This window comes from Actinoallomurus purpureus (assembly GCF_024055795.1).
Taxonomy (GTDB): domain Bacteria; phylum Actinomycetota; class Actinomycetes; order Streptosporangiales; family Streptosporangiaceae; genus Actinoallomurus; species Actinoallomurus purpureus.
Map to the genome: position 1 here is coordinate 172122 of NZ_JAMXMY010000006.1, position 23070 is coordinate 195191.

Genomic DNA, 23070 nt, shown 5'->3' on the forward strand with positions numbered 1-23070 from the left:
ACGTACGGGGCGCCGTCGTAGATCCTGCATTTGACGGAGATGGTCCGGTGTAATCGGCCCATATCGCGTACGGGCCCGCAGGCCCTTCGTCGTGCCGGTCAGCCGGCGGCGGTCAGGACGACCGGGAACTCCGTCACGCCGCGGACGAAGGCGTTGGGGAGGATGCGCGGCCCTCGCGCGTCGGCCCAGGCCGCCGAGGCGACCCGCGCCAGGAACTCCTCGAAGAAGATCCGCAGCTCCAGGCGCGCCAGGGCGGCGCCGAGACAGAAGTGGGAGCCCAGGCCGAACGCGATGTGGCCGCCGGGGTCGCGGGTCACGTCGAGCACGTCCGGGCCTTCGAACACCGTCTCGTCCCGGTTCGCGGACCCGTACATGAGCAGCACCTGCGAGCCCGCCGGAACGGTCACGCCCGCCACCGTCGCCTCCCGCGAGGAGACCCGGCACATGTTGAGGACCGGCGTCGTCCAGCGGATGAACTCCTCGATCGCGTCGGGCAGCAGGGCGGGCCGCCGACGCAGCAGCTCCCACTGCGCGGGGTGACGGATCAACGCGTCGATCGCCGTGGCGATGACCGTACGGGTCGTCTCCGCGCCGCCGATGAGCAGCAGCAGGGCCTCGTGCGCCAGGCGATCGTCGTCGTACTCGTCGGAGGCGCACCACACCGACAGCAGGTCGTCGGCCGGGCACGAGCGCCGGTCCTGCGCCATGCCGACCACGACCTCGCCGTACTCGCCGGCCGCGACGGCCGCCTCGTCGGTGACGTAACGCCGCCCGCCGCCCGCGACCACCGCGGTCGCCGACCAGTGGACGAGCTTCGGCCAGGCATCCTCGGGAAAGCCGAGCAGCCAGCCGATCATCCGGGCGGGCAGCGGTGCGGCCAGGGCGGGCACCGCGTCGACCGTGCCCTCCCAGAGGGCGGTCTCGATCAGCTCGATCGCCGTCGCCCGGATCCGGTCCGCGTAGCGGGTGACGCCGCGCGGCGTGAACCGCTGGTACACGAGGCGGCGCCGCCGGGCGTGCTCCGGATCGTCGGTGCCGATCATCGAGGGATCGGCGGCGATCTGCGGGCGGTATCCGCCGGAGTTGGTCCACAGCCCCGAATCGCGCTCGATGGCGCGGATGTCGGCGTGCCGGGACACGCCCCACAGGCCGTTCGCCTCGTCGTGGTGGACGGGCGCCTCCCGCCGCAGCCACCGGTAGACCTCCGACGGGTCGCCGGCGTACATCTCCCCGTCCAGCAGATCGATCTCCACGCCGTCCCTCCTTCACCGGGGCCGCTCGGCCCCGGATCGCCGGACCTGTGATCAGATTAGCCAGGGACCCAAGCAAGCGATAGGCCAAAGCGCCGGCGCGTGAACGGGGCGGGACGGTGATCAGGCGACGGCGCCGCTCGCGCGGAGGGCGGCGATCTCCTCTTCGGTGAGGCCGATCTCGGCGAGGGCGGTGTCGGTGTGCTCGCCCGGCCGTACGGGCGGGCGCGGCGTCTCCGCCTCGGTGCGGCTGAAGCGCGGAGCCGGGGCCGGCTGGGTCAGCCCGCCGATCTCGTGGAAGCCGTCGCGGGCCCGGTTGTGCGGGTGGGCCGGGGCCTCGCCGAGTCCGAGCACCGGTGCGACGCACGCGTCGGTGCCGTCGAATATCTCGGTCCACTCCTCGCGGGTGCGCTGCTTGAAGAGCTCGGTGAAGCGGGCCCGGAGCTCGGGCCAGCGTTCCCGGTCGAGCTGGGCGGGCAGGTCCTCACCCTCGAGGCCGAGGCCGCGCAGCAGGGCGGCGTAGAACTGCGGTTCGAGGGCGCCGACGCTCATGTACCGGCCGTCGGCCGTCTCGTAGGTGTCATAGAACGGCGCTCCGCCGTCGAGGAGGTTCGTGCCTCGCTCGTCGCGCCAGAGTCCCTGGCCGCGCATGCCGTGGATGAACGAGGTCAGCAGGGAGGCGCCGTCGACCATGGCGGCGTCGACGACCTGTCCCCGGCCGGACCGCGAACGCTCGTACAGCGCGGCGAGGATGCCGAGCGCGAGGAGCATGCCGCCGCCGCCGAAGTCGCCGATGAGGTTGAGCGGCGGGACCGGCCGCTCACCGGCGTGGCCGATCGGGTCGAGCGCGCCCGCGACGGCGATGTAGTTGATGTCATGGCCGGCCATCGAGGCCATGGGGCCTTCCTGCCCCCAGCCGGTCATCCGGCCGTACACCAGGCCCGGGTTGCGTTCGAGGCAGGTGCCGGGGCCGAAGCCGAGGCGTTCGGCGACGCCGGGGCGGAACCCCTCGACGAGGACGTCGGCCGACGCGATGAGACGCAGGAGCAGGTCGACGCCGGCCGGATCCTTGAGGTTCAGGCCGATGGAACGGCGACCGCGGCTGAGCGGATCGGCGGTCGCCTCGCCGCCGACGAGCGTCGCCGCGCCGGCCACGCTGGACGGACGGTCGACGCGGAGCACGTCGGCACCAAGATCGGAGAGCACCATGCAGCCGAACGGCGCAGGTGCAAGGCTCGCGATCTCGATGACGCGAACACCCTGCAGTGGTCCCATGATCACCTCTCAGGTCGGCCCTGCGGCTCACTCTAGAACTCCGTTCTAGCGAGCCGCGCGGTGACCTCCGGGTCCGGGCATGAAAAGAAGCCCGGACCTCGACGGCGATGAGAACCAACGGGGACGTAGGGCTTGGCGCGAGAGGGGGCCTCGCGCCAACGGGGGGTCACAGTGCGTTGACGAACCTCGACAAGGAGTTACCCGCCGACACCAGCCCACCGAGTGCGTTGTGCACGACGTGGGCTGCGCCATTGGGGGAATTCAGCAGGTAGAAGATGACAAAGGCTATAAGTGCCCAGGTCAGGTACTTCTTCATTGGCGCTCCCGCCTCCCATCGAACGCCGCTATTGTCGCCCATCTGTGGCGCGGACGGCAGTCATTCGTTGTCGGTTTTTCCACCGGCCGGGCCGCCCCTGTGGGCGACCGCCCTCGCGGCCGTACGTCTCCTCCAGTTGAGTATCACCGCTTCCCTGCGTTCTGTCGCGTGTCAACTCTGACACACATGCGTGCGTCAGGACGACCGGAAGCCGGGACCTTTTGCCGCGTTCCATTCGCCGAATCGGACCTACCGGGCATGGCGGTGCCGAGCCTCACCCTCAGCCGCGTCGTCGGCGCGGGGGACCGGGGAGGATCCCGCTCGGCCCGGCCGCGGTGAGCAGACGATTCTCTCGTCGCGTCGCCGTCCCGACCGCCGCTGCACTTCTCGGGTCGCCCGGGTGCGACCGCCACGGGGGGCTCAGCAGTTTCCGGCTGCCGCATCCGCGACCCGGGGGAGACCGCCGTCCGCGTCGCCTGGCGGCCGAGTCACCGGTGCGGTGATGTACACCCAGAGGTGACGGAATGCATAGGGAGCCCCTCGTTGGGTAGTTGTCCGGTGCTGTGGCATGGCTCAGGGGGCGCCGTGGCCACGGGGGACAGCCAGTGCGACACAGAGACCAGACGATCCGGCAGCGCGCCACCGTCATTGCGATGACGGTGACGGGGATCCTCTCTGTGCTGGCCTACATCGGGCTTCTCGCCCTGATCCAGTATCGGGTGGCCAACCAGCTCTCCTCGGAGCTGACGTTCACCAGCCGGCAGATCGCCGCGCTCGCCGGAGCCGGGCGGCTCACCAACCCCGTCATCACGGGCGGCCATCAGCTGGTCCAGGTGCAGAACGACCAGGGGCAGGTCGTCGCGTCCACCCGGAGCGTGTCCGGTCTGCCCGCGTTGCGGGCCCGGCGGCCCGCCGATGGACGGCGCATCGAGCAGCGCGTGTGCGTCGACCCGCGTCACTGCCTCGTGGTGGTCTCCCAGCGGGTGACCGGTCCGGGGCAGGCCCTCACGATCCACTCGATCGCGCCGGAGCCGGGTCTGTTCCCGCGTCCGGGCCTGGCCGTCCTGCTGGCGCTGGGCATCCCCGTCAGCATCGGGGCGGGCGGCGTCTGGCGGTGGTGGGCCGCAGGGCGCCGGTTGCGGCCGGTCGAGGCGCTGCGCGACGAGCTCGACGCGATCAACGTGGCGGATCTGCGGCGCCGGGTCTCGCTGCCGCCCCGCCGCGACGAGTTCTACTGGCTGGCGATGGCCGTCAACGCGACCCTCGACCGGCTGGAGGCGGCCGTGGAGCAGCAGCGCCGTCTGGTCTCCGACGTCTCCCACGATCTGCGCAGCCCGATCGCCGGGCTGCGCGCCGAACTGGAGATCGCGCTGCTCGATCCCGAGGGCACCGACCTGCGGGAGGCGCTCGCCAGGACCCTGAAGAACACCGACCGGTTGCAGAACATCGTGACCGAGCTGCTCGCGCTGGCGCGCCGCGACGCGGGCCTGCCGAGCCGGAACGGCCCCGTCGACCTCGGCGACCTGGCCGAGCGTGAGGTACGCCGCGTGCCCCGGCGGATCACCGCCAAGGTGATCGCCGAGCCGGGGGTGCTGGCCCGGGCGAACCGCCTGGACATCAGCCGGGTGCTCACCAACCTCCTCGACAACGCCGCCCGGCATGCCGAGTCTGAGGTCACCGTGACCGTACGGCGGGGGGACGGCGAGGCCGCCGTCGAGGTGTTCAACGACGGCAAGCAGATCCCGCCCGCCGACCGGGAGCGGATCTTCGAGCGGTTCACCCGGCTGCCCGACGCCCGGCAGCGCGACCCCGGCGGCAGCGGTCTCGGCCTGGCGATCTCCCGGGAGATCGCCAATGCGCACGGTGGCACGCTCACCCTCACCGACAGCGACAAGGGTGCCTGCTTCGTGCTCACTCTTCCCCTGATGTCAGAGTTATCGGCATGAACGCTGTGGTCTTCGATCTCGACGGGGTCCTCGTCGACTCCGAGCCGGTGTGGGAAGAGGTACGGCGGGCGTTCGTGGCCGCCCACGGCGGGCAGTGGCAGCCCGACACCCAGCAACGGCTGATGGGCATGAGCACGTCCGAGTGGGCCGCGTACCTGAGCGGCGAGCTGGGCGTCCGGCTGCCGGCCGACGAGGTCGCGCGGGGCGTCGTCGAGCAGATGGCCCGCCGCTACGAGGTCGGCGTCCCACTGATGCCGGGCGCGGTGGACGCCGTACGCCGCCTGGCGTCCCGCTGGCCCCTCGGACTGGCCAGCTCCTCGCCGCGCGTGCTCATCGACGTCGTCCTCGGCCGGACGGGACTCGCGGAGTCGTTTCAGGCGACCGTCTCGACCGAGGAGGTCGCCCGTGGCAAGCCCGAGCCCGACGGGTACCTCCTCGCCGCTGAGCGGCTCGGAGTGGACCCGGCCGGCTGCTCCGCCGTGGAGGACTCCAGCAACGGCCTGCGGTCCGCGCACGCCGCCGGGATGCGCGTGATCGCCGTCCCCCATCCGCGCTACCCACCGGCTCCGGACGCGCTCGCCCTCGCCTCGTACGTCGCCGGCGACCTCGAGGACCTCACCATCGAACGCGTCGCAGCCGCCATGAACACCGGCACCTGACGCCTCCGCGGTCGCCGTGGCGCGGCGAACGGAATGCTCGGTGAAGGTGCTCGCCGGCGTACGGCCTGGGTGAGGCGCGCCCTTGCGGAGGGTGCTGTGCGAGCGGGCGGAATGTTCGGTGAAGGGCCTCGAGCGCGCGCCTTCCGTACGGATATGCGCTCCTGCGGAGGGTGTTGCCCGAGACTTCTGGACGCTGAGCGGGTCGGGTGGCCGACGGCTCAGTGGGGCGGCTGCCAGGCGGCCAGGCCCGCCGGGGTCAGGAAGGTGTCAAAGGCCAGTTCCGAGGCTCCGACGAGGATCGCGTCCGCCCCCAGGGCGGCGGACAGGACCGGCGGCGGCTGCTCACGGCGGAAGGCCATCAGGCCGTCCCGGTAGGCGGTCGTGAACGTGTCCGTCGCCTGGTCGTGGATCCGCACGCCCAGCCCGGACACGGTCACCCGCTCCGGGTCGAGGGCGTTGGCGAGGGCGGCGGTTCCGGCACCGAAGTCGCGGGCGACCTCATGGAGCGCGGCCGTGGCCCGGGCGTCGCCGTCGGCGGCCTGGGCCAGCACGCGCAACGCGTCCGCCCGGCCGTGCCCCGGCTCGACCGGGGTCCCCGTCGCCCGCAGCAGGGCGCTCGCGCCGACCTGGAGCGCCCAGCAGCCGACGGTGCCGCAGTCGCAGCTCAGGGTGGATCCGCCCAGCGGCATATGGCCGAACTCCCCGGCGGTGCCGCGCGCGCCGTGCAACGGATTCCCGTCGGCCAGCAGCGCGCCGCCCAGGTCGAAGTCGACGTGCAGGTGCAGGCCGACGGAGACACCGCGCAGCGCGCCGCGTCGCGCCTCGGCCAGCCCGGCGAGCGTGGCGTCGTTGCCGAGCGAGAACGGTAGCGCGCCGGCCCGCAGGATCTCCGTCGCCGGAACGTCGCGCCACGAGAGGTGCGGGATGTCGACGATGCGGCCGTCGCGGATCGGGCCGGGTATCGCGACGCCGACGCCGACGGCCCGGGAGCCGAGTGCGGCGAGATGCCGGTCGATCGCGGCCGCCAGGTCGCTCAGCACGGCCTCCGGCGGATACGCGGCATGCGGCCGTTCCTCGCGCACCGTCAGCCCGCCGCCGATCTCTGCGGTGGCGATCGTCCAGCCGTCCTCCCGCAGGTCGACGGCCAGGGCCAGCGGGCCTTCGGGGTGGGGGCCGAGGATCGCGGTGGGGCGGCCGCGCCCCCGTTGGGGCGAGGGTCGTTCCCGCGCCAGGTGGGCGTCGGTCAGGTCGCCGACCAGGACGGCGGCGGTTCCGCGGGCGAGTCCGAGGTCGCGGGTGAGCTCCGAGCGAGTGGCCTCGCCCGCGCGGTCGTGCGCGGCCCGCAGCAGGCGCAGCAGGTTGTGCAGGCGGAGTTCGCCGCTGGTCGTCGCTCCGGTCACCGCACGCACCCGTCGATTGTGGCAGCCCTCGGTCATCCATTATGTTCTCGGCAAGAGCAAATTAGGAGGATCCGTGACCGATCCCGTGGCCAGGCGCGCCCGCGTCGGTGTCTTCTGCTATTTCGGGCTGTGCGGCATGACCATCGGCACCTGGGCGGCGAGCCTGCCCGCCCTCGCGGACCGGCTCGACCTGAGCGCCGGGCGGACCGGCACCGTGCTCCTCCTGATCTCCCTGTCGGCGCTCGTGTCCATGCAGGCCGCGGGCCGGATGTCCGACCGCTGGTCGAGCCGCCGGCTCACCTGGGCGGCCGGGCCGCTGCACGCGTCGCTCCTGCTCGCACCGGCCCTCGCGGGCTCCTATCCCGCGCTCCTCGTCGGCGCGGTCATCTTCGGCCTCGGCTTCGGGCTGCTCGAGGTCGGCATGAACGCCCACGCCGTCGAGGTCGAGGTCCGTTACGACCGGCCGATCATGTCGGCGTTCCACGGCATGTGGAGCCTCGGCGGCGCGGCGGGCGGCCTGGTGACGTCGGCCGCACTGCGCGGCGGTCTCAGCGTCCAGGCGCTGCTGGTGGGAACGGCGATCACCATGACGGTGCTGTTCCTGCTCCCCGCCCGTCTCCTCCTTCCCGGCCGCGTGGGGCGAAGGTCGGTGGCAGTGTCTTCGGAGCCGGCAGTGTCTTCGGAGCCGGCCGCTCCGAGGCGCGGTCGCGTCCAGGGGGCGATCCTGCTCCTGGGCACGGTGATGCTCGCCGGTGCGATCTGCGAGGGCGGAGCCATGGACTGGGCGGCGATGCACGCCCGCCGGGTGCTGGGTGCGACGGCCGACCTGGCGCCCCTGTCGTTCACGGTCTTCTCGGTGGCGATGACCACCGTGCGCCTCCTCGGCGACAGGCTGCGCGGCCGGCTCGGAGGCGGCCGGACCCTGCGTCTGGCGGGTGCCCTGGCCGCCGCCGGCTACGCCCTCGTGCTGCTGGCCCCCTCCGTCGGCGGCGCGGCGATGGTGTGCGCGTGGACGGGGTGGGCCCTCGTCGGCGTCGGCCTGGCGACGGTCGTGCCGGTGGCGTTCAGTTCGGCGGGCGCGGATCCGGAGACGGCCGGACGGACCATCGCGCTGATGACCAGCTTCGGCTACGGCGGGCTACTGGCCGGTCCGGCGATCATCGGCCACCTGGCCGAGGCGACCTCTCTACGGACCGCACTGGCCCTTCCCTGCGTCCTCGCCGCCTTCGTCGCCGTGGCCGGTCCTCGATCCATCGCGGCCCTCACCGCCCGTCACACGCCCGCCCCCGAGACCACCGCCCTCGAGAACGCCTCGTGACCACCGACGATCCACCCGATCGACCGTCCGCCGGCCGGCCTCCGGTCAGGCGGGGTCGCGCCACATGGGCCAGACGGGCGGGCCGCCGGGCATGCGGAGCTCGCCGGTGACCCGGAAGCCGAAGCGTTCGTAGTAGGGGACGTTGCTGTCCTTGGACGACTCGAGGTAGGCGGGCAGCCGTTCGGCGTCGCAGCGCGACAGCCGGGACATCAGCAGGGCCGAGCCGAGCCCCCGGCCCTGTGCCGACGGGTCCGTGCCGAGGACCGCGAGGTACCAGTGCGGCTCCGTCGGGTGGGACTTCTCCAGCTCGCCGAGGCCGCGCAGCACGGGGAGCGTCCGGGTGCCCAGGATGCGCAGGAGGGTGGGGGCCTGGCGCAGCTGGGCGGTGACCGGGATCTTCCATCGGCCGGGCGGGTCCCACAGCGCGCCGGCCTGGACGGTCTCGCCCTGCCCGGCCAGTTCGGTGGCGCCGTTCGGCAGGTGCGCGTGGCGGAGCAGCGTCACGAACAGCCGCGCCATCCGTTCCGGGTGCCGCGGGAACATCCACTGCCAGACCGGGTCGTCGGCGAACGCCCGGCCCAGCACTTCGGACAGCTCGTCGACGTCGGTCTCGGTCACGGTCCGAACGGTGGCCATGCGCTGAGTGTTTCGTGCGACGATCAGGATGTGAAGATCCTGATTCGAGTGGTTATCACCGCTGTCGCCCTCTGGGTGGCCACGCTGGTGGTGCACGGTATCGACGTGACGGCCGCCACGACGCCGCGAAAGATCGGCACGCTGGTCGTCGTCGCGGTGGTGTTCGGCGTGATCAACGGGTTCCTGAAGCCGATCGTCAAGACTCTCGGCTGCTTCTTCTACGTCATCACGCTGGGGCTGTTCGCGTTCGTCGTGAACGGGCTGCTGTTGTGGCTGGCGAGCTGGGCGGCGGGCAAACTGGATCTGCCGTTCCACGTGTCCGGCTTCTGGGCGGCGTTCTGGGGCGCGATCGTCGTCGGCGTGATCAGCTGGCTGCTCAACCTCTTCGTCCACGACGACGAGGCCTGATCCCACAGGGGCTCGGCCGGCCGGTTCAGGGGGCCAGGTCGGCGTCCTTGAGGTGGTCGGTGTCGTTGAACGTGACGAGGCGCAGCCCACCGTTCTCGCGGGCCCAGATCGTGAGCGAGCCGTTCGCGACCAGGGTGCGTTCCACATCGAGCAGCTCTTCCTCGGACAGGCGCTCGATGATGTACCGCGTCAGGACGACGATCGCGTCGTGCGCGACGACGAGGATCCGGCCGCGGGGGTACTCCCGGTCGATGTCGGCCAGGACGCTCCGCAGCCGCAGCGCCATGTCGGCCCAGGACTCGCCGCCGGGCGGCCGGTAGTAGAACTTCCCGAGCCTGCGCTTGCGCTCCACTTCTTCGGGGTGGCGGGTCTCGATGCCGCGCAGCGTGAGCATGTACAGGGCGCCCATCTCGCGGTCGCGCAGCCGCTCGTCAAGGACGATCGGCGGCGGGTCGGCCAGCTGCTCCAGCGCGATACGGGCGGTGTCGCTCGCCCGGAGGTACGGCGAGGACAGCACCGCTGTGGGCCGCTCGTCCGCGGGCAGCGCGGCCAGCCGGCGGCCGAGCGCGACCGCCTGTTCCCGGCCGACCTGCGACAGCGGGACGTCGGCGTCGCGCAGGGTGATGTCGACGGCGTCGAGCCCGCGGGCCGCCGCCTCGTCCGACGCGACGTTCGCGGTGCTCTCGCCATGCCGGACCATCGCCAGCCACTCGAGTGATTCCACAGCACAGTGACCTTACCTGTGCACCTCCATGACATGGACATGCCTGGTCGGGCTGCTCCTCGATCCGGCCAAGCGCGGCCGGCCGACGGCGCACGCCGCTGAGACCGCGTTCCTCGACGGTAGAGTCACCGTCTGTCGCTATCGCGGTTCAAAAAGTGATGAGACGAGCAAATCGTGTGCTAATGCCCCAAAGGGTGACCAAAATGCATCAGTCGGGTAGGCTCGCCGCTGTTTCGCTGTCCTCAGGAGGAACATCAGCCACACCAGTGACCCATCCAGTGAGGACGTGCGCCTCTGGTCCGCGCTGAAACCGCGCGCGGCTCAGGGGAGCCGACGAGAGGGAGTGAGGTGATGGGCTTGGCGGCACACGCCTCCGGCTCGGATCGCCCCGGGTCGCACGGAGAGCACCTGCTCCAGCAGCTCTTCGGTACCGATCAGCGAGCTGCCGACTTCTACGACAGGCAGGTACGCGACCGGCTGAACCCGCGTATGCGGGAATTCATCGGCAGCCAGGAGATGGCGTTCGTCGCGACAGCCGACGCCCAGGGTGAGTGCGACTGCACGTTTCGTGCCGGGCCGCCCGGCTTCATCAAGGTCATCGACGAAGAGACCATCGCCTACCCCGAATACCACGGCAATGGCGTCATGGCGAGCCTCGGCAACATCGTGGATAACGGGCACGTCGGCGTACTGATGGTCGATTTCTTCAATGACCTCGTCGGCCTGCATGTCAACGGACGGGCCCGGGTCATCACCGCCGCAGCGGCGATGGACTACGGGCTGTCCGATGACGAACCCACGCCGGGCCGTCGCGCCGAGCGCTGGGTCGTCGTGAGCGTCGAGGAGGCGTACATCCATTGCGCGAAGAACATCCCGCTCCTGAAGAAGGAGGACCGCAGGGCGCGGATCGCCGACAGGTCGGTACGTCCCGCTGGGGCCGGCTACTTCGTCGGCGAGACGTGGAAGAGCCACCCTCCGAAGGCGTCACCGCCCCAGGGCCCGTCCCCGCTGACCCGAACGCCGGCGTCGCCCCGGGAGCCGCGCCCGTGAGCGTGGACATCGCCCTCCTGCGCGAGAGCTGGGCGCTCGTCTCCGAGAGCTCCGAGAAGGTGGCCACGCAGTTCTACGGCATGCTCTTCTCGCGGTATCCGCAGGTGCGCGCGTTGTTCCCGGCGGGGATGGACGCGCAGCGTGACCGCTTGCTCCAGGCCCTCACCTATGTGGTCCTCAACCTTGAGGACACCGAGAGCGTGGCCGCGTACCTCGGCGAACTCGCGAAGGACCATCGAAAGTTCGGCGCGCGGCCGGAGCACTATCCTGCCGTCGGGCGGTGCCTGGTCGCCTCGATGCGGGCCGTCGCCGGTGAAGCGTGGAGGCCGGAGTACAGCGACGCGTGGCAGGTGGCCTACGATCTGATCTCCACGATCATGATCCAGGCCGCGGCGAAGGACGAGACCTCATCCCCGCCCTACTGGAACGCCCGGGTCATCGCCCATGAGCACAGATCACCCGAGACCGCTGTCATCACGGTGGAGCCGGAGCAGCCCTATCCCTTCCTCGCCGGTCAGTACGCCACGATCCAGACCGCTCGCTGGCCGCGGATCTGGCGGGCGTACTCGATCGCGAACGCCCCGCGCCCGGACAACCGCCTCACCTTCCACGTACGGCTGATTCCGGCCGGCTGGGTCAGCACCACCCTCGTCCGCCAGACATCCGTCGGGGACCGGCTGATGCTCGGGCCACCGCGGGGCATGATGACGCTGCCCTCGCCACAGCCGGAAAGGTTGCTGTGCCTCGCCGGGGGGACCGGGCTCGCCCCGCTCAAGGCGATCATCGACGAGACGCTGCGGACGAGCCACGCGGCCGACATCACGTTGATCCACGGCGCACGGCGGCAGAATGACCTCTACGACGTGGCAGACCTGACGCGTCTGGCCACGACACAGCGTCGGCTCCGCCTGGTCACGGCGGTGTCGGACGACCCCGACCACCCTCCGAGACGGACGGTCGCCGACGTCATCGGGCGAGATCACGTCGAAACGTGGCCCCTGACGTACGTCTGTGGGCCCCCTGAGATGGTCCTGGCCACGCTCGACCGGCTCGCCGACCTGGGCCTGCCGGCGCACCGTATCCGGAGCGAGCCGGACGCGGGCCAGATCATGCACCGGCTTCGCTCGCACGCCCCGATCTGACGGCGGATCCGCCCGCACCGTCTCCGCCGACCCGTACACCTCACGACATGGGACATGCCTGACCGCAGGTGAGGCGAATGAGCATCTGCAGGAACACCTGCTGCACCTGCCGGGGGTCGAGGGTCACGAACGCCTGCCCGCCGGTCGCCGAGGCGATTCGCTGGAGGGGCCCCGGGTCGATGTCGGGCCCGAACGCGATGGGGACGATCGCGACGGGGCGCATCGGATCGGTGGTCCGTTTCAGCTCCTTCATGAGGGTCTGCAGGGAGATGGTCCGCCCCGGGTCGTAGTTCATCCCGTCGGTCAGCAGGACCACGACGTTGTTGTGATCGGGCTGATAGGTCCGGACCGCCTCCCGGTAGGCGGCGAGGACGGAGTCGTACAGGCCGGTTCTGCTGCGGGGGACCGGCGCCGCCGCGGCGAAGGACCGTTCGAGCAGGTCCCGCTGCGTCCCCGTGCCGACCTTCTCGCTGAGGGTCCGGAAGGGCACGATCTGGCGGTAGTCGCGGTCGCCGTCCAGCCGGGTGGAGAACTCCCACAGCGCCACCTGGGAGTTGTCGCTGAGGATCCTGATCCCCCCGGTCGCGACCTTGGCGGTGGCCTGCATGCGCGTGTCCTGGGTCTGCGGGACCCGGTCGGCCATGGACGGGGAGACGTCGAGGAGGATCAGCATGCGCGCGCCGAGCAGCGTACGCTGCCACATCTGCAGGACCCGGCCGACGTTCACCGGGTCGGGTGAGGGGAGCCGCTCCGGGGCACGGGCGACGACGCCGTACCGTTCGTCGAAGCCCGACCCGGCCACGCCGTCTGGCGTGCGCAGCCCGAGCCCCTGTAGCGCGACACGGGTCTGGGACTGGGCGAGCGTGGCCTGGAAGTCCTCGACCGTGCTCGACCGCCCGTGGTCGGTCGTGGTGGGGACGTACGGGAAGTCGAGGGCGAGCGTGCCGCCGTCCGGGTACAGCGCGGTCACGGACGGGGCGTCGCCGGCGTGTCCGTGCCGCCAGACCGACTGCTCGGACAGGACGACGGCGGTCGGCGGCGCACCGCCCTTGGCGATCTGCGTGTACGCGGCCCGGTCGTCGGCGAGGGCGGTGCCGAGGTCGGAGTACAGCGTGACGGCGAAGGAGGAGAGCCCGTTCCTGCCGGGGCCGGCGGCGTGCTGCGCGAGCAGCAGCGCGCCGAGCCCGGTCGCCTCAGTGGTGGGGTCGAGGAACCGTACGCGCACGGGGGGTGGCGGGCCGCCGGTCCCGGGCAGTTGCGTGGACAGCAGCAGTCGCCAGTTGACGGTGCTCGGCGCGCGTCCGCGCGGGACGGCCAGGACCAGGGGTGACATCGCGACCGACGCGCCGGACGCCCGTACGGCGGCGGCCCCGGCGTCGGTGCGCCGGGCGATCGGGATCCAGAGGGACGAGTCGGGGATCCACGCGTCGGGGCGTGGCACACCGGGGTTGGAACCCTGCCCGGAGAGCACGGCCGCGACGTCGGAGGGCCGCTGGCGGCTCACCATGACGCGGGCGCACGAGTTCCCGGCGTTGTAGCGGCGCGCGGCCTGCTCGATCGCCGGGGCGATCGACGGTGCGACCGCGACGGTGATCGCCCGGCCGTGGCATCCGTTCGAGCCGGAGCCGAGCGCGCAGGCGGCGAGCGCCGGCAGCATGACCAGCAGCGTTCCCAGTGCCTTGGTCCCGGTGGCACGGCGCGGATAAGGCATCGGCGGTGTCCGTCCCGTTCATTGACAGTTTCCCGTCACCTGTCCGGAGATTATCCAGATAATTCCCCTGAATAACGCCTGCATCCGGACATTCCGACTAGGCGGGGGGAGGGGGATGGATCCCTTGCGTCACCGGCGTCCCGGACGTCGAACGATGTCCCGCCAAACGCATCGCCGCGACCGTTTCCGGACATTGACAAATAGGGCGACTGACATGGGCAAGAACGGCTGACTACACTCTTCGCTGTGGGCCGTCATGTCTCGCCTGAGCGCAGGCGGTCGCTCCGCGGGGCGACGATCGTCGCCTTCACCGGGATCGCCGTGCTGGTCGGCGCCCTGGGTTTCGCCGGCTATTCCATCTGGGCGCACGTCCGCGACCCGGAGCCGGCGCGGCACACGACCGCCGCCACCACGACCGCGACGCTGGCCCTGACCGTCACCGGTTCCCAGTGCCAGGTGTTCGTCGGCGTCCCCGGCGGCGACATCCTGGTCAACCGCACCCTCGTGCACGGGCAGGCCGTACGGTTCGACGACGCGCGCCTCAACGTCGTGCTGAGCGACGCCGGAGCGGTCCAGATATACGTCAACGGCGTCCGGCGCCCGCCCGGCGAGCCGGGCCGGCGCGCCGAGTTCACCGCCGTGCGCGGCTGAGGCGCCGGCCCCCGGCAGCGCCGGGGGCCGGTCCGTGGTCGTCGCCGGTCAGGTCCGCGCGGCGCGGCGTCTGCGGAGGAGCACGCCGACGCCGGCCACCGCAGCGACGATGACGGCGCCCAGGCCGACCCACCACCAGCCGGCGCTCGACGTGTCGGTGGTCCGCCGCGCGGCCGGGGTGCTCGACGGCACGGCCGCCGCAGGGGCCGCCGACCCGGCCGTCGAGGAGCCGGTCGCCGGAGAACCGGCGGTCGGCGATGGCGACGTCCCGCCCACGACCGTGAACTTGTAGTCGCCGGTGACCGGGTGACCGTCGTCGGCGACGACGCGCCAGCCGACCGTGTAGACGCCCGGCGGGAGGACACCTGCGACCTGCTCGGTCACCGTGGCGTCCGTCGCGTGCGCCTTGCCGGACTCGTGGTGGCCGCCCTTGGCATCGAGCACGACGATGCCGGGGAACCTCACCGCCTCGGCGAAGGTCAGCTTGATCCGGGCCGGGGACGGCACCTTCGAGCCCTTGGCGGGCACGGCGGCGGTCAGTGTGGTGTGGGCGTCGGCGGGGGCGGCCGTGAGAAGGCCGGTGACGGCCACCGCGGCGATCGCGGCGGCGAGCCGGCTTACCGGCCTCCGGCCGGCACGGACCGGGATGCGCATGGGAGTTCTCCGTTCGTGATGCTCGCTGAGCGTGCTGATGACCGGATCCGGCGGATCCGGTGCGGCGAGGCGTTCAGCGGAACGCCGGGAACGGAGCGGGCGGCCCGCGCCGGGTGAGGACGTGACGGAGGACGCGTTCGGAGGGGCGGCCCACCGAGTCGGCGAGGACGTGCCCGCCCGGTGCCGGCAGGGGAACGGGCGACGACAGGAGCGCCCGCAACGGCCGGATGACGGCGGCCGCAGCCCTCCTGGCCAGCCGCCACACGGCGCGCTCTCCGCGCCGCAGCCACCAGGCCGAGGCGACGGCCGCCGTCACGTGCGCGAGCGTCATCGCCCGGGTGCCGGGGGAGGCGAGGGCCGCCGGATGGTGGGCCATGTGCTGACCGTGCTGTGCCGCGGTGAACAGCACGTGCAGCATGAACTGCCCGCCGAGCAGCCCGGCCAGGATCGTGCCCAGGGACCGCTCGGTGCCCGCGAGGACGACGGCCACGATAGTCAGCCCCACCAGCCCGGCCCCGATCGCGGCCGGTGGCACGGCCTCATGGGAGGCCGTCACATGCCCCACGACGGCCAAGGCGACGCACACGGCGGCGAACACCACCGCGCGGGCGAGACGGAGGACCGGATCGTTGGGCATGACCCCTTCATCCTCCCACCGCCTGTACGGGGTACCCCAAAGGGGCCCAACGGCCCTCCGCCGGGCCTGCGGGGTGGTGGACGTAACCATGCTCCCTACCGGGCCGCCATGGCGCTTCGCCACCTTGGTCGGACCGTAGTCATCGAGCGTGCCAATAGAGCACGGCGACGAACACGGCAACGAAGAGGAGCTCACATGCCTTACAACGAGCATTGGAAGCGGAATCTCCCCACCCGCCAAGAGCTCATCCAGCAGAGGCGTGCCCAGGCCGGGACGACGACCACGGGGTCGGAGAAGCCCAGCGGAGAGGCCCAGGGCGGTTCGAACAACGGCTGAGCGAAAGCGGCCGTGACCGGCGCCCCCCTCTGGGGGGCGCCTTTTTCGTCCCCAAGCGGGCATCGGAGCTCAAGCCGCATCGCCCTGGCCCTTCCGTCCTCCCACCGCACCGCTCCGGTGACGCTTCGGCCGTGGCTATTGACGACGGGATCATCCGTATCTAATTTTCATACGACCGACTCATCCTGTTGGTTCTTTTCACCGATGAGTGTTTAGGCTGCTATGGGACGCACCGAGCCGGACACTCGTCTCCGACCACCGGCCCGGCGTGGCCGAGCCGAGGGAGATCCACCGATGACGACACGACGCGGAATGCTTCGCGGAATCGCGGTCGCCGGAGCGGCCGTCCCGTTCGCCTCACTAAATCCCCGGGCCGCGCAGGCCTCGCCCGGCGGAGGGGTGCGCACGGGGTTCGAGGTGCTGCGGGCCGGTGGCTACCGTGAGTTGCGCGGCCAGAAGATCGGTGTCGTGGCCAACCCGACCGCGGTGATCCGCGACCTGAGCCACGAGGTCGACGTCATGCACGGCGCGTCCGGCCTGAACCTCGTCGCGGTCTTCGGCCCCGAGCACGGGTTCCGCGGCTCGGCGCAGGCCGGCGGGTCTGAGGGCTCCTACAAGGACCCGCGCACCGGGATCCCCGTCTACGACGCCTACGCCAAGACCCCCCAGCAGATCGCGGACGACTTCACCAAGGCCGGCGTCGACACGGTGGTCTTCGACATCCAGGATGCCGGCGCGCGCTTCTACACCTATGTCTGGACGATGTACGACTGCATGCGCGCGGCCATCCTGGCGGGCAAGCGCTTCGTCGTGCTGGACCGGCCGAACCCCCTCGGCGGCCTGGAGGCGACCGGCCCCGTCCTCCACCCCGAGTACGCCTCGGGCGTGGGGCGTGAGCCGATCGCCCAGCAGCACGGCATGACCGTCGGTGAGCTCGCCCGCCTCTTCGACGGGGAGTTCCTGAGCGGGAAGGCGAAGCCGGAGGTCGCGGGGATGCGCGGGTGGCGCCGCGGCATGACGTACGAGGAGACGGGCCTGCCGTGGGTGCCGCCCTCCCCGAACATGCCGACGGTCGACACGGCGGTCGCCTATCCGGGCATGGGCCTGTTCGAGGCGGTGAACCTCTCGGAGGGACGCGGCACGACCCTTCCGTTCCAGATGGTCGGCGCGCCGTACGTCGACTGGCACTGGGTCGACGACCTGAACGGCCTGGGCCTGCCCGGCGTGCGGTTCCGCGAGGCGTACTTCGTGCCCACCTTCTCCAAGTGGCAGAACCAGAACTGCGGCGGCGTGCAGCTGGTCGTCACCGACCGCCGGCGCTACGACCCGATCCGCACGGCCCTCGCCATGATCATCAGCGCCCGGAGGCTCTACCCGAAGGACTTCGCCTGGCGGGAGAGCAAGGCCCCGTACTGGATCGACAAGCTCACCGGCTCCGACCAGGTCCGCACCGCCATCGACGGCGGCGCGAAGGTCGACCAGGTCGTCGCCGGATGGCAGGACGATCTCGCGCGGTTCCGCGCCCGGCGGGCTCGCTACCTGCTGTACCGCTGACGACCCTCCACCCCCCGCCGCGCCCCCAGGAGAGACGATGCGCCGTGCCCTGCCGATCTTCCTTGCCCTCGCGGGCCTGTGCGCACCGGCTGCGGCGGCCCACGCCGACCCGGTGAAGGGGGCGTCGGCCCCCGCGCGGACGAGCGCCGCCGGGCCGCCGACCGTCACCGCCGCCGACCTGCGCTTCACCCCCGGCCGGACGCTCCGGTACGGCTCCCCGCAGCGGGCCGGGCTGCTGCCCGACGCGGTCGCGGCGATCGCCGAGGACGCGGCCGGCTACATGAACCCCTCACCGACGTACCCGCTCTACCCGGGCGCCGTCGTCCTCGCCGCCCGGAACGGCGTCGTCGCCGCTCAGGACGCGATGGGGTACGCGCTGCGGTACGCCGACGACAAGCCCACCGAACTGCCGCGTGACCAGTGGATACTGATGCGCAAGGACACGATCTTCGACCTGGCGTCCATGTCGAAGCTGTTCACGACCGTCGCGGCGATCCAGCAGATCGAGCGCGGCCGCATCGACCTGAACGCCACCGTCGCGTCGTACCTCCCCGGCTTCGGCCAGAACGGCAAGGACGCGATCACGATCCGCGAACTGCTCACCCACACGAGCGGCCTGCGACCGGACCTGCCCTTCTACAACTACACGGGCCGGACGGCACAGGAGGCGGCGCTGTTCGCGGACACGCCGCAGGCCAGGCCCGGCACCGCCTACATCTACTCCGACCTCAACATGATCACCATGCAGTTCGTGCTGGAGAAGGTGACCGGGAGGACCCTGGACGCCCTCGTCAGGGACGGCATCACCCGGCCGCTCGGCATGCGCGACACCGGCTACAACCCGCCTGCGGCGGAGCGGCCGCGGATCGCCGCCACGGAGTACGAGCACAAGCCGTACGCGGCGCTGGACCGTGGCCTCGTCTGGGGCCAGGTCCACGACGAGAACTCCTACGCGCTCGGCGGGGTCGCCGGACACGCCGGGGTGTTCTCCACCGCCCACGACATCGCGATCTTCGCCCAGATGATCCTCGACGGCGGCCGGTACGGCCACGCCCGCGTCCTGGACGACACGTCCGTCCGGCTGCTGTTCACCGACTTCAACACGGCGTTCCCCGGCAACGCCCACGGGCTCGGCTTCGAGCTCGGCCTGCGCTGGTACGAGGACGCGATGACCTCCCCGGTCACCATCGGGCACACCGGCTACACCGGCACCAGCCTCGTGATCGACCCGATCTCCCGGTCTTTCGTGATCCTGCTGACCAACCGGGTGCACCCCAGCCGCAACTGGGGCAGCATCAACCCCGCGCGGCGCACCGTCGCCCATGACGTGGCCCGGGCGGTCCCCGTACGGCCCGCCGAGGGCCGCGACGCCTGGTTCTCCCAGATGGCGGACGGCACGACCGCGACCCTGACCGCGCCGATGCCCACGAGTGCCGCCCGGCTGTCCTTCGACCTCTGGTACGACACCGAGGAGACCGACACGGGCGTGCTCGAGACGTCACCGGACGGGAAGACCTGGACGCCCGCGCCGCTGTCCCTGCGCGCCGGGCGCACCGCGTGGACCGTCGCCGGGGCGTTCTCCGGCTTCGCCGGGCGGAGCTGGGCCACGGCCACCGCGACACTGCCGGCGGGGACCACCTCGGTGCGCTGGCGCTACACGACCGACGCGGCGTACGAGGGGCGGGGCGTGTACGTCGACGGCGTACGGGCGCGGGACACCGCCGGGCGCCTGGTCTTCGACGGCGAACGCCCCGCCGACGCCGCCCGCTTCCAGCCCGCCGGCTGGATCCGCAGCTCCGACTGAAGTTTCTGCCGACCGCGCCGGAGGTCCGGCCGGCGCGGTCGGCGCCTTCCGGGGTCTGTAGCGTCGAGAGACCTCACGACTCCAGCACCGCGAAGACGACCTTGCCGACGTTGCCGGCGAGGGGACGGACGCCCCAGCGTCGGCTGAGCTGCTCCACGACGAACAACCCCCGACCCGACTCGTCGGCCGGCTCCGCCTCTTGTACGCGTGGCATGGTGCCGGCGGCGTCCTCCACCTCCAGCCACAGCGCACCGTCGTCGGTGCGGGCAAGACGTACGGTGACCTCGTCTCCTGAGGCATAGCGGACGGTGTTGGTGACGAGCTCGCTCGCCACCAGGCATGCCACGTAGTCGTCCATGTCCCAGTCGTCCAGTGCGAGGCGGACGAACCTGCGAACCTCCGCCACGGCCTCCGGGCACCGCTTCACGACGATCTCGACTTGCGCCGCCTCCATCATGCGACCCCTCCATGACTGATGGTGATGTGCCAATCACATGAAGTCGCATTCCGGCCTATGATGTGTCTGCCACTCAGACGTGGCAGGTAGTGGCAAGTCGCTGGCTGAAATCGGAAGGTTCCACCGAGAGGCAGGTGCCATGCCGCCCCGCCGTCAGGGTTACCGTCAGTCGCCCGCACTCGTCGCCTTCGGCCGTCAGATGCGCCGAAGGCGTGAGGCGAAAGGTCTCAAGCAGGAGGCCATCGCTCGCTTGACGAGGGTGAGTGCTCCCCAGGTGAGCAAGATCGAGGCCGGGAAGAAGCGCGCCACCCGATCTTTTGTGGGAGTCGTCGATGAAATGCTCGAAGCGGGTGGGGCGCTGATCAGCCTGTGGGAGGACTTGAACGAAGACGGCCACCCGGTACCGATCTGGTTCGACTGGCCGCAGATAGAGGCAGACGCTATTGAGCTGACGTGCTATCAGCTATCGGTGATGGCCGGGCTGGCGCAGTCGGCGGCCTACGCGACGGCGATCCTCAACGGTAATGAGAAGGCTGTGGACGCGCGTTTGGAACGCCAGAAGCTCTTCGACAAGGAGAATGCTCCTACCGTGGCGCTGTTGGTCGACGAGCAGTCTCTGTACCGGCCGGTCGGCACGGCCGAAACTATGCGTGACCAACTGCACCACCTGCTCTCACTGAGTGAGCGCCCGAACGTGACGGTGCAGGTCGTGGCCGGCAGCGGCGAACACTCCGGGAACGGCAGCAGCTTCGTCGTCGCGACGATGGCCGATATGAGCCGGGTAGCCTATGTGGAGACGGTTATACGAGGACTCGCAACGGATGACCCTGCGGACCTCGCAACGCTTTCGCGTGTTCTGGTCGATCTCCGAAACAGAACGCTTCCAGGGCACATGTCACGGGACCTCATCAGGAAGGTGGCCGAAGAGCGATGGACCTAAGTGGTGTGGAGTGGCGTAAGACGGCGCGAAGCTTGAACAACGGCGGCGAGTGCGTCGAGGTTGCCGCTCTCCTCGGCGTGGCGGCGGTCCGTGACAGCGCGGTTGCTGGCGGCTCCGTGCTCGCGGAGACCTCTGCGGCAAGCTGAGGCGACCGTAATCGGCTCGGCCGCCCCCCCACCGCCCCGGCCGCTTTGGCGGTGCGTCATCGCAGAGAACAGCACCAGTCGCCCGTCGGCGCCCCAGGACCCGTGCAGGTCCTTGCCGTTCAGCGCGATCGCCCGGCGGCCTCGTCACAGCCGGCGTGCTCGCGTAGCCATGCCCCCACCGCCCGGTCCAGCGCATCGGCATCCAGCGCGATCAGCGCCCGCCGCAGTGTTCCCGCACTCGGCGCCACTCGCCGCCGGCGCACCGGATGCCAGCGCACGCCCAACAGCGCCGGCAACGATTGCGGCAGGTCAGCAGCCACCGACCCCGTGATCACAGAGAGAAGGTCATCTTCGTTTCACCAGTCTGATGGGGAATCAGCCTCGAAATCGTCCCGGGGGACCCGTGTGTTTCCACGGCGTCTACTCAGACGAGAAAATTGTCGTCTCAGTGGACGGCGGCTGAGGCGGTGACGTGCCGTCGGCGCCCATTACATGGGCATTTATCACACGAGGCCAGGGCGATAACGGGCGGTGCCGGCGCGGGTGTGCGCGGCGTCGATGGTGACCGGCACCCCCGGCGGGCGTCCCCCACTCGGCGCGGCGAACCGCTACCCGACCGGATCTCGGCGAGCACCCGGCAACCGCGACAGCTCCTACGGCGGACCGGCTGCCTACTGGCCACGCTAAGTAGTCGCGCTGAGCCTCGTCGGGCTGCCCGCCGATCGGCGAGGAACTCGCCGGCATACGCGCATTCGCGGCGCGGGTCGACGCCGCCCGCTTCCAGCCCGCCGGCTGGATCCGCAGCGCGAACTGAAACCGCGCGGTGTGACCGATCTGACGCTCGGCCACGGTTCCGAGCTGGCTCGATTGGCTATGGTGGTGGGCGAGGGGAGTACTTCCCAGCGCCCACCCGGCCAATACGGACCCCCCATGGGGTCCCCGGGCGGCGGCCCGCTCCGCGACGGCGGGTGAAGGAGACCTCGGACGCTTCAACGTTCCGGGAGTTTTCCATGTCCCAATCGATCGCCTCACCACTGCTGTGGACGATCACCATCGCGGGTGTGCTCGCCCTGTTCGCGATCGACCTGGTCCTGACGCGCCGCCCGCACACGCCTTCGTTGCGCGAGTCGCTGACGTGGTCGGGCTTCTACGTGGCGCTGCCGATCCTGTTCGGCGTCTTCGTTTGGAAGTGGTTCGGGGCGTCGACCGGCACCGAGTACTTCACCGGCTACCTGGTCGAGAAGTCGCTGTCGGTGGACAACCTGTTCGTCTTCATGTTGCTGCTGGCGGCGTTCGCCGTGCCCACCGCGCTCTCCCAGCGGGTCCTGCTCTACGGCATCGCGGGCGCCCTGGTGCTCCGCGCGATCTTCATCGCGATCGGGGCGGCGGCGCTGCAGGCGGTCGACTGGGCGTTCCTGCTCTTCGGCGCGATCCTCCTCGTCACCGCCATCAAGATCCTCAAGGACGCGGTCAAGGGCACGGACCACGACGTCGATGTCTCATCGCTGCGTTCCGTGCGTCTGCTGCGCCGCGTCATGCCGGTGACCGACGACTACCGGGGACCGAGGATGCTCGCCCGGCAGGGCGGCCGACGGGCGCTGACCCCGTTCGCACTCGTCGTGGTGGCGGTGTTCAGCGCCGACGTGGTGTTCGCCGTCGACTCCATCCCCGCCGTGTACGGCATCACCCAGGACCCGTACCTCGTGTTCACGGCCAACGCCTTCTCCCTGTTCGGGCTGCGCGCGCTGTACTTCGTGCTGCAGAGCACGCTGAGCAAGCTCGTCCACCTGGCGTACGGCCTCGCCGTGATCCTCGCGTTCATCGGCGTCAAGCTCGTGCTGCACTGGGCGCACGGCCCTTGGCCGTCGGTGCCGGAGGTCCCCACGCCGCTGTCGCTGGCCGTCATCGTCATGACGCTCCTGACCGTGACGGCGACCAGCCTGTACGCCCGGCGGCGCGCGCCGGCCCGGCTGAGCGCCGCCGAGGAGTGAGCAGAACCGGTATAGGGGCATGGGCGGGGCCTGAGCCGTCCCCTGGCAGACGCTGACATGTGCGT

At 71.0% G+C, this 23070-nt stretch carries 24 protein-coding genes; 13 read left to right on the forward strand and 11 right to left on the reverse strand.

Annotated features, from left to right (window positions below; translation table 11 throughout):
* Nucleotides 1-98: 98 nt before the first annotated feature.
* The 3 genes from NE236_RS44475 to NE236_RS13900 all read right to left on the reverse strand — a co-directional run bounded on the left by NE236_RS44475 (nt 99) and on the right by NE236_RS13900 (nt 2841).
* A complete protein-coding gene (locus NE236_RS44475) occupies nt 99-1253 on the reverse strand; it encodes a cytochrome P450 (protein ID WP_252842359.1) in 1155 nt (384 codons plus the stop codon).
* 120 nt (nt 1254-1373) lie between these two features.
* Entirely contained in the window at nt 1374-2525 is a 1152-nt protein-coding gene (locus tag NE236_RS13895; RefSeq protein ID WP_289850351.1) for a CaiB/BaiF CoA transferase family protein, read from the reverse strand.
* 166 nt (nt 2526-2691) lie between these two features.
* Entirely contained in the window at nt 2692-2841 is a 150-nt protein-coding gene (locus NE236_RS13900) for a hypothetical protein (RefSeq protein WP_252807152.1), read from the reverse strand.
* 605 nt (nt 2842-3446) lie between these two features.
* Here NE236_RS13900 and NE236_RS13905 point away from each other — a divergent pair.
* Nucleotides 3447-4787 carry a sensor histidine kinase gene (locus tag NE236_RS13905; RefSeq protein WP_252842360.1) on the forward strand — a complete coding sequence of 447 codons (1341 nt, stop codon included), beginning with the start codon at nt 3447-3449 and terminating at the stop codon, nt 4785-4787.
* A complete protein-coding gene (locus tag NE236_RS13910) occupies nt 4784-5446 on the forward strand; it encodes an HAD family hydrolase (RefSeq protein ID WP_252842361.1) in 663 nt (220 codons plus the stop codon). The genes NE236_RS13905 and NE236_RS13910 overlap by 4 nt, the downstream gene beginning before the upstream one ends.
* 218 nt (nt 5447-5664) lie before the next feature.
* On the opposite strand, the gene NE236_RS13915 is transcribed toward NE236_RS13910, so the two are convergent.
* Nucleotides 5665-6855 carry an ROK family protein gene (locus tag NE236_RS13915; RefSeq protein ID WP_252842362.1) on the reverse strand — a complete coding sequence of 397 codons (1191 nt, stop codon included), beginning with the start codon at nt 6853-6855 and terminating at the stop codon, nt 5665-5667.
* Between the two features lie 64 nt (nt 6856-6919).
* On the opposite strand from NE236_RS13915, the gene NE236_RS13920 reads away from it, so the two are divergent.
* Complete coding sequence (locus NE236_RS13920; RefSeq protein ID WP_252842363.1) at nt 6920-8164, forward strand: MFS transporter; 1245 nt, start codon at nt 6920-6922, stop codon at nt 8162-8164.
* A gap of 45 nt (nt 8165-8209) precedes the next feature.
* On the opposite strand, the gene NE236_RS13925 is transcribed toward NE236_RS13920, so the two are convergent.
* Entirely contained in the window at nt 8210-8800 is a 591-nt protein-coding gene (locus tag NE236_RS13925) for a GNAT family N-acetyltransferase (protein WP_252842364.1), read from the reverse strand.
* Nucleotides 8801-8830: 30 nt separating this feature from the next.
* On the opposite strand from NE236_RS13925, the gene NE236_RS13930 reads away from it, so the two are divergent.
* Complete coding sequence (locus tag NE236_RS13930; protein ID WP_308209093.1) at nt 8831-9208, forward strand: phage holin family protein; 378 nt, start codon at nt 8831-8833, stop codon at nt 9206-9208.
* 25 nt (nt 9209-9233) lie between these two features.
* Here NE236_RS13930 and NE236_RS13935 read toward each other — a convergent pair whose 3' ends face one another.
* Nucleotides 9234-9932 (reverse strand): histidine phosphatase family protein, encoded by a 699-nt coding sequence (locus NE236_RS13935; RefSeq protein ID WP_252842365.1) that lies wholly within the window; start codon nt 9930-9932, stop codon nt 9234-9236.
* A gap of 351 nt (nt 9933-10283) precedes the next feature.
* Here NE236_RS13935 and NE236_RS13940 point away from each other — a divergent pair, with 351 nt between their 5' ends.
* Together NE236_RS13940 and NE236_RS13945 are read left to right on the forward strand one after the other, a co-directional pair.
* A complete protein-coding gene (locus NE236_RS13940) occupies nt 10284-10982 on the forward strand; it encodes a pyridoxamine 5'-phosphate oxidase family protein (RefSeq protein WP_252842366.1) in 699 nt (232 codons plus the stop codon).
* Nucleotides 10979-12124 (forward strand): globin domain-containing protein, encoded by a 1146-nt coding sequence (locus NE236_RS13945; RefSeq protein ID WP_252842367.1) that lies wholly within the window; start codon nt 10979-10981, stop codon nt 12122-12124. Before NE236_RS13940 ends, NE236_RS13945 begins: the two co-directional genes overlap by 4 nt.
* Nucleotides 12125-12164: 40 nt before the next feature.
* Here NE236_RS13945 and NE236_RS13950 read toward each other — a convergent pair whose 3' ends face one another.
* Nucleotides 12165-13835, reverse strand: coding sequence for a substrate-binding domain-containing protein (locus tag NE236_RS13950; protein ID WP_252842368.1), 1671 nt, complete (start codon nt 13833-13835; stop codon nt 12165-12167).
* Between the two features lie 246 nt (nt 13836-14081).
* Between NE236_RS13950 and NE236_RS13955 the strand changes: the two genes are divergently transcribed.
* Nucleotides 14082-14486, forward strand: a complete 405-nt coding sequence (locus NE236_RS13955) for a hypothetical protein (RefSeq protein ID WP_252842369.1) — start codon at nt 14082-14084, stop codon at nt 14484-14486.
* Between the two features lie 48 nt (nt 14487-14534).
* Here the strand turns inward: NE236_RS13955 and NE236_RS13960 are convergent, their stop codons facing one another.
* Together NE236_RS13960 and NE236_RS13965 are read right to left on the reverse strand one after the other, a co-directional pair.
* Entirely contained in the window at nt 14535-15140 is a 606-nt protein-coding gene (locus tag NE236_RS13960; protein ID WP_252842370.1) for a copper resistance CopC family protein, read from the reverse strand.
* 73 nt (nt 15141-15213) lie between these two features.
* Nucleotides 15214-15777, reverse strand: a complete 564-nt coding sequence (locus NE236_RS13965) for a hypothetical protein (RefSeq protein WP_252842371.1) — start codon at nt 15775-15777, stop codon at nt 15214-15216.
* A gap of 195 nt (nt 15778-15972) precedes the next feature.
* Between NE236_RS13965 and NE236_RS13970 the strand changes: the two genes are divergently transcribed.
* The 3 genes from NE236_RS13970 to NE236_RS13980 all read left to right on the forward strand — a co-directional run bounded on the left by NE236_RS13970 (nt 15973) and on the right by NE236_RS13980 (nt 19471).
* Nucleotides 15973-16113, forward strand: coding sequence for a hypothetical protein (locus tag NE236_RS13970; protein ID WP_252842372.1), 141 nt, complete (start codon nt 15973-15975; stop codon nt 16111-16113).
* A gap of 294 nt (nt 16114-16407) precedes the next feature.
* Entirely contained in the window at nt 16408-17667 is a 1260-nt protein-coding gene (locus tag NE236_RS13975; RefSeq protein WP_252842373.1) for an exo-beta-N-acetylmuramidase NamZ family protein, read from the forward strand.
* Between the two features lie 37 nt (nt 17668-17704).
* Nucleotides 17705-19471: a serine hydrolase domain-containing protein gene (locus tag NE236_RS13980; RefSeq protein ID WP_252842374.1), complete on the forward strand. Its 1767-nt coding sequence runs from the start codon at nt 17705-17707 to the stop codon at nt 19469-19471.
* Between the two features lie 73 nt (nt 19472-19544).
* On the opposite strand, the gene NE236_RS13985 is transcribed toward NE236_RS13980, so the two are convergent.
* Nucleotides 19545-19928, reverse strand: coding sequence for an ATP-binding protein (locus NE236_RS13985; RefSeq protein ID WP_252842375.1), 384 nt, complete (start codon nt 19926-19928; stop codon nt 19545-19547).
* Nucleotides 19929-20067: 139 nt separating this feature from the next.
* On the opposite strand from NE236_RS13985, the gene NE236_RS13990 reads away from it, so the two are divergent.
* Both NE236_RS13990 and NE236_RS13995 read left to right on the forward strand, forming a co-directional pair.
* The gene (locus NE236_RS13990) at nt 20068-20868 is read left to right on the forward strand and encodes a helix-turn-helix domain-containing protein (protein WP_289850354.1); all 801 of its coding nucleotides are present in this window, start codon (nt 20068-20070) and stop codon (nt 20866-20868) included.
* Nucleotides 20859-21014, forward strand: coding sequence for a DUF397 domain-containing protein (locus NE236_RS13995; protein ID WP_252842376.1), 156 nt, complete (start codon nt 20859-20861; stop codon nt 21012-21014). The genes NE236_RS13990 and NE236_RS13995 overlap by 10 nt, the downstream gene beginning before the upstream one ends.
* A gap of 119 nt (nt 21015-21133) precedes the next feature.
* Here the strand turns inward: NE236_RS13995 and NE236_RS14000 are convergent, their stop codons facing one another.
* Complete coding sequence (locus NE236_RS14000) at nt 21134-21334, reverse strand: transposase family protein (protein ID WP_252842377.1); 201 nt, start codon at nt 21332-21334, stop codon at nt 21134-21136.
* Nucleotides 21335-22024: 690 nt separating this feature from the next.
* Here NE236_RS14000 and NE236_RS14005 point away from each other — a divergent pair.
* On the forward strand, nt 22025-23005 hold the full coding sequence (locus NE236_RS14005; RefSeq protein WP_252842378.1) for a TerC/Alx family metal homeostasis membrane protein: 981 nt from the start codon (nt 22025-22027) through the stop codon (nt 23003-23005).
* The last annotated feature ends 65 nt before the right edge of the window (nt 23006-23070 follow it).

Coding starts and splice junctions, on each gene's coding strand:
- NE236_RS13895 (WP_289850351.1), bottom strand. CDS start 2,525: ATGGGACCACTGCAGGGTGTTCGCGTCATCGAGATCGCGAGCCTTGCA.
- NE236_RS13900 (WP_252807152.1), bottom strand. CDS start 2,841: ATGAAGAAGTACCTGACCTGGGCACTTATAGCCTTTGTCATCTTCTAC.
- NE236_RS13910 (WP_252842361.1), top strand. CDS start 4,784: ATGAACGCTGTGGTCTTCGATCTCGACGGGGTCCTCGTCGACTCCGAG.
- NE236_RS13925 (WP_252842364.1), bottom strand. CDS start 8,800: ATGGCCACCGTTCGGACCGTGACCGAGACCGACGTCGACGAGCTGTCC.
- NE236_RS13940 (WP_252842366.1), top strand. CDS start 10,284: ATGGGCTTGGCGGCACACGCCTCCGGCTCGGATCGCCCCGGGTCGCAC.
- NE236_RS13950 (WP_252842368.1), bottom strand. CDS start 13,835: ATGCCTTATCCGCGCCGTGCCACCGGGACCAAGGCACTGGGAACGCTG.
- NE236_RS13960 (WP_252842370.1), bottom strand. CDS start 15,140: ATGCGCATCCCGGTCCGTGCCGGCCGGAGGCCGGTAAGCCGGCTCGCC.
- NE236_RS13965 (WP_252842371.1), bottom strand. CDS start 15,777: ATGCCCAACGATCCGGTCCTCCGTCTCGCCCGCGCGGTGGTGTTCGCC.
- NE236_RS13970 (WP_252842372.1), top strand. CDS start 15,973: ATGCCTTACAACGAGCATTGGAAGCGGAATCTCCCCACCCGCCAAGAG.
- NE236_RS13975 (WP_252842373.1), top strand. CDS start 16,408: ATGACGACACGACGCGGAATGCTTCGCGGAATCGCGGTCGCCGGAGCG.
- NE236_RS13980 (WP_252842374.1), top strand. CDS start 17,705: ATGCGCCGTGCCCTGCCGATCTTCCTTGCCCTCGCGGGCCTGTGCGCA.
- NE236_RS13985 (WP_252842375.1), bottom strand. CDS start 19,928: ATGATGGAGGCGGCGCAAGTCGAGATCGTCGTGAAGCGGTGCCCGGAG.
- NE236_RS13990 (WP_289850354.1), top strand. CDS start 20,068: ATGCCGCCCCGCCGTCAGGGTTACCGTCAGTCGCCCGCACTCGTCGCC.
- NE236_RS13995 (WP_252842376.1), top strand. CDS start 20,859: ATGGACCTAAGTGGTGTGGAGTGGCGTAAGACGGCGCGAAGCTTGAAC.
- NE236_RS14005 (WP_252842378.1), top strand. CDS start 22,025: ATGTCCCAATCGATCGCCTCACCACTGCTGTGGACGATCACCATCGCG.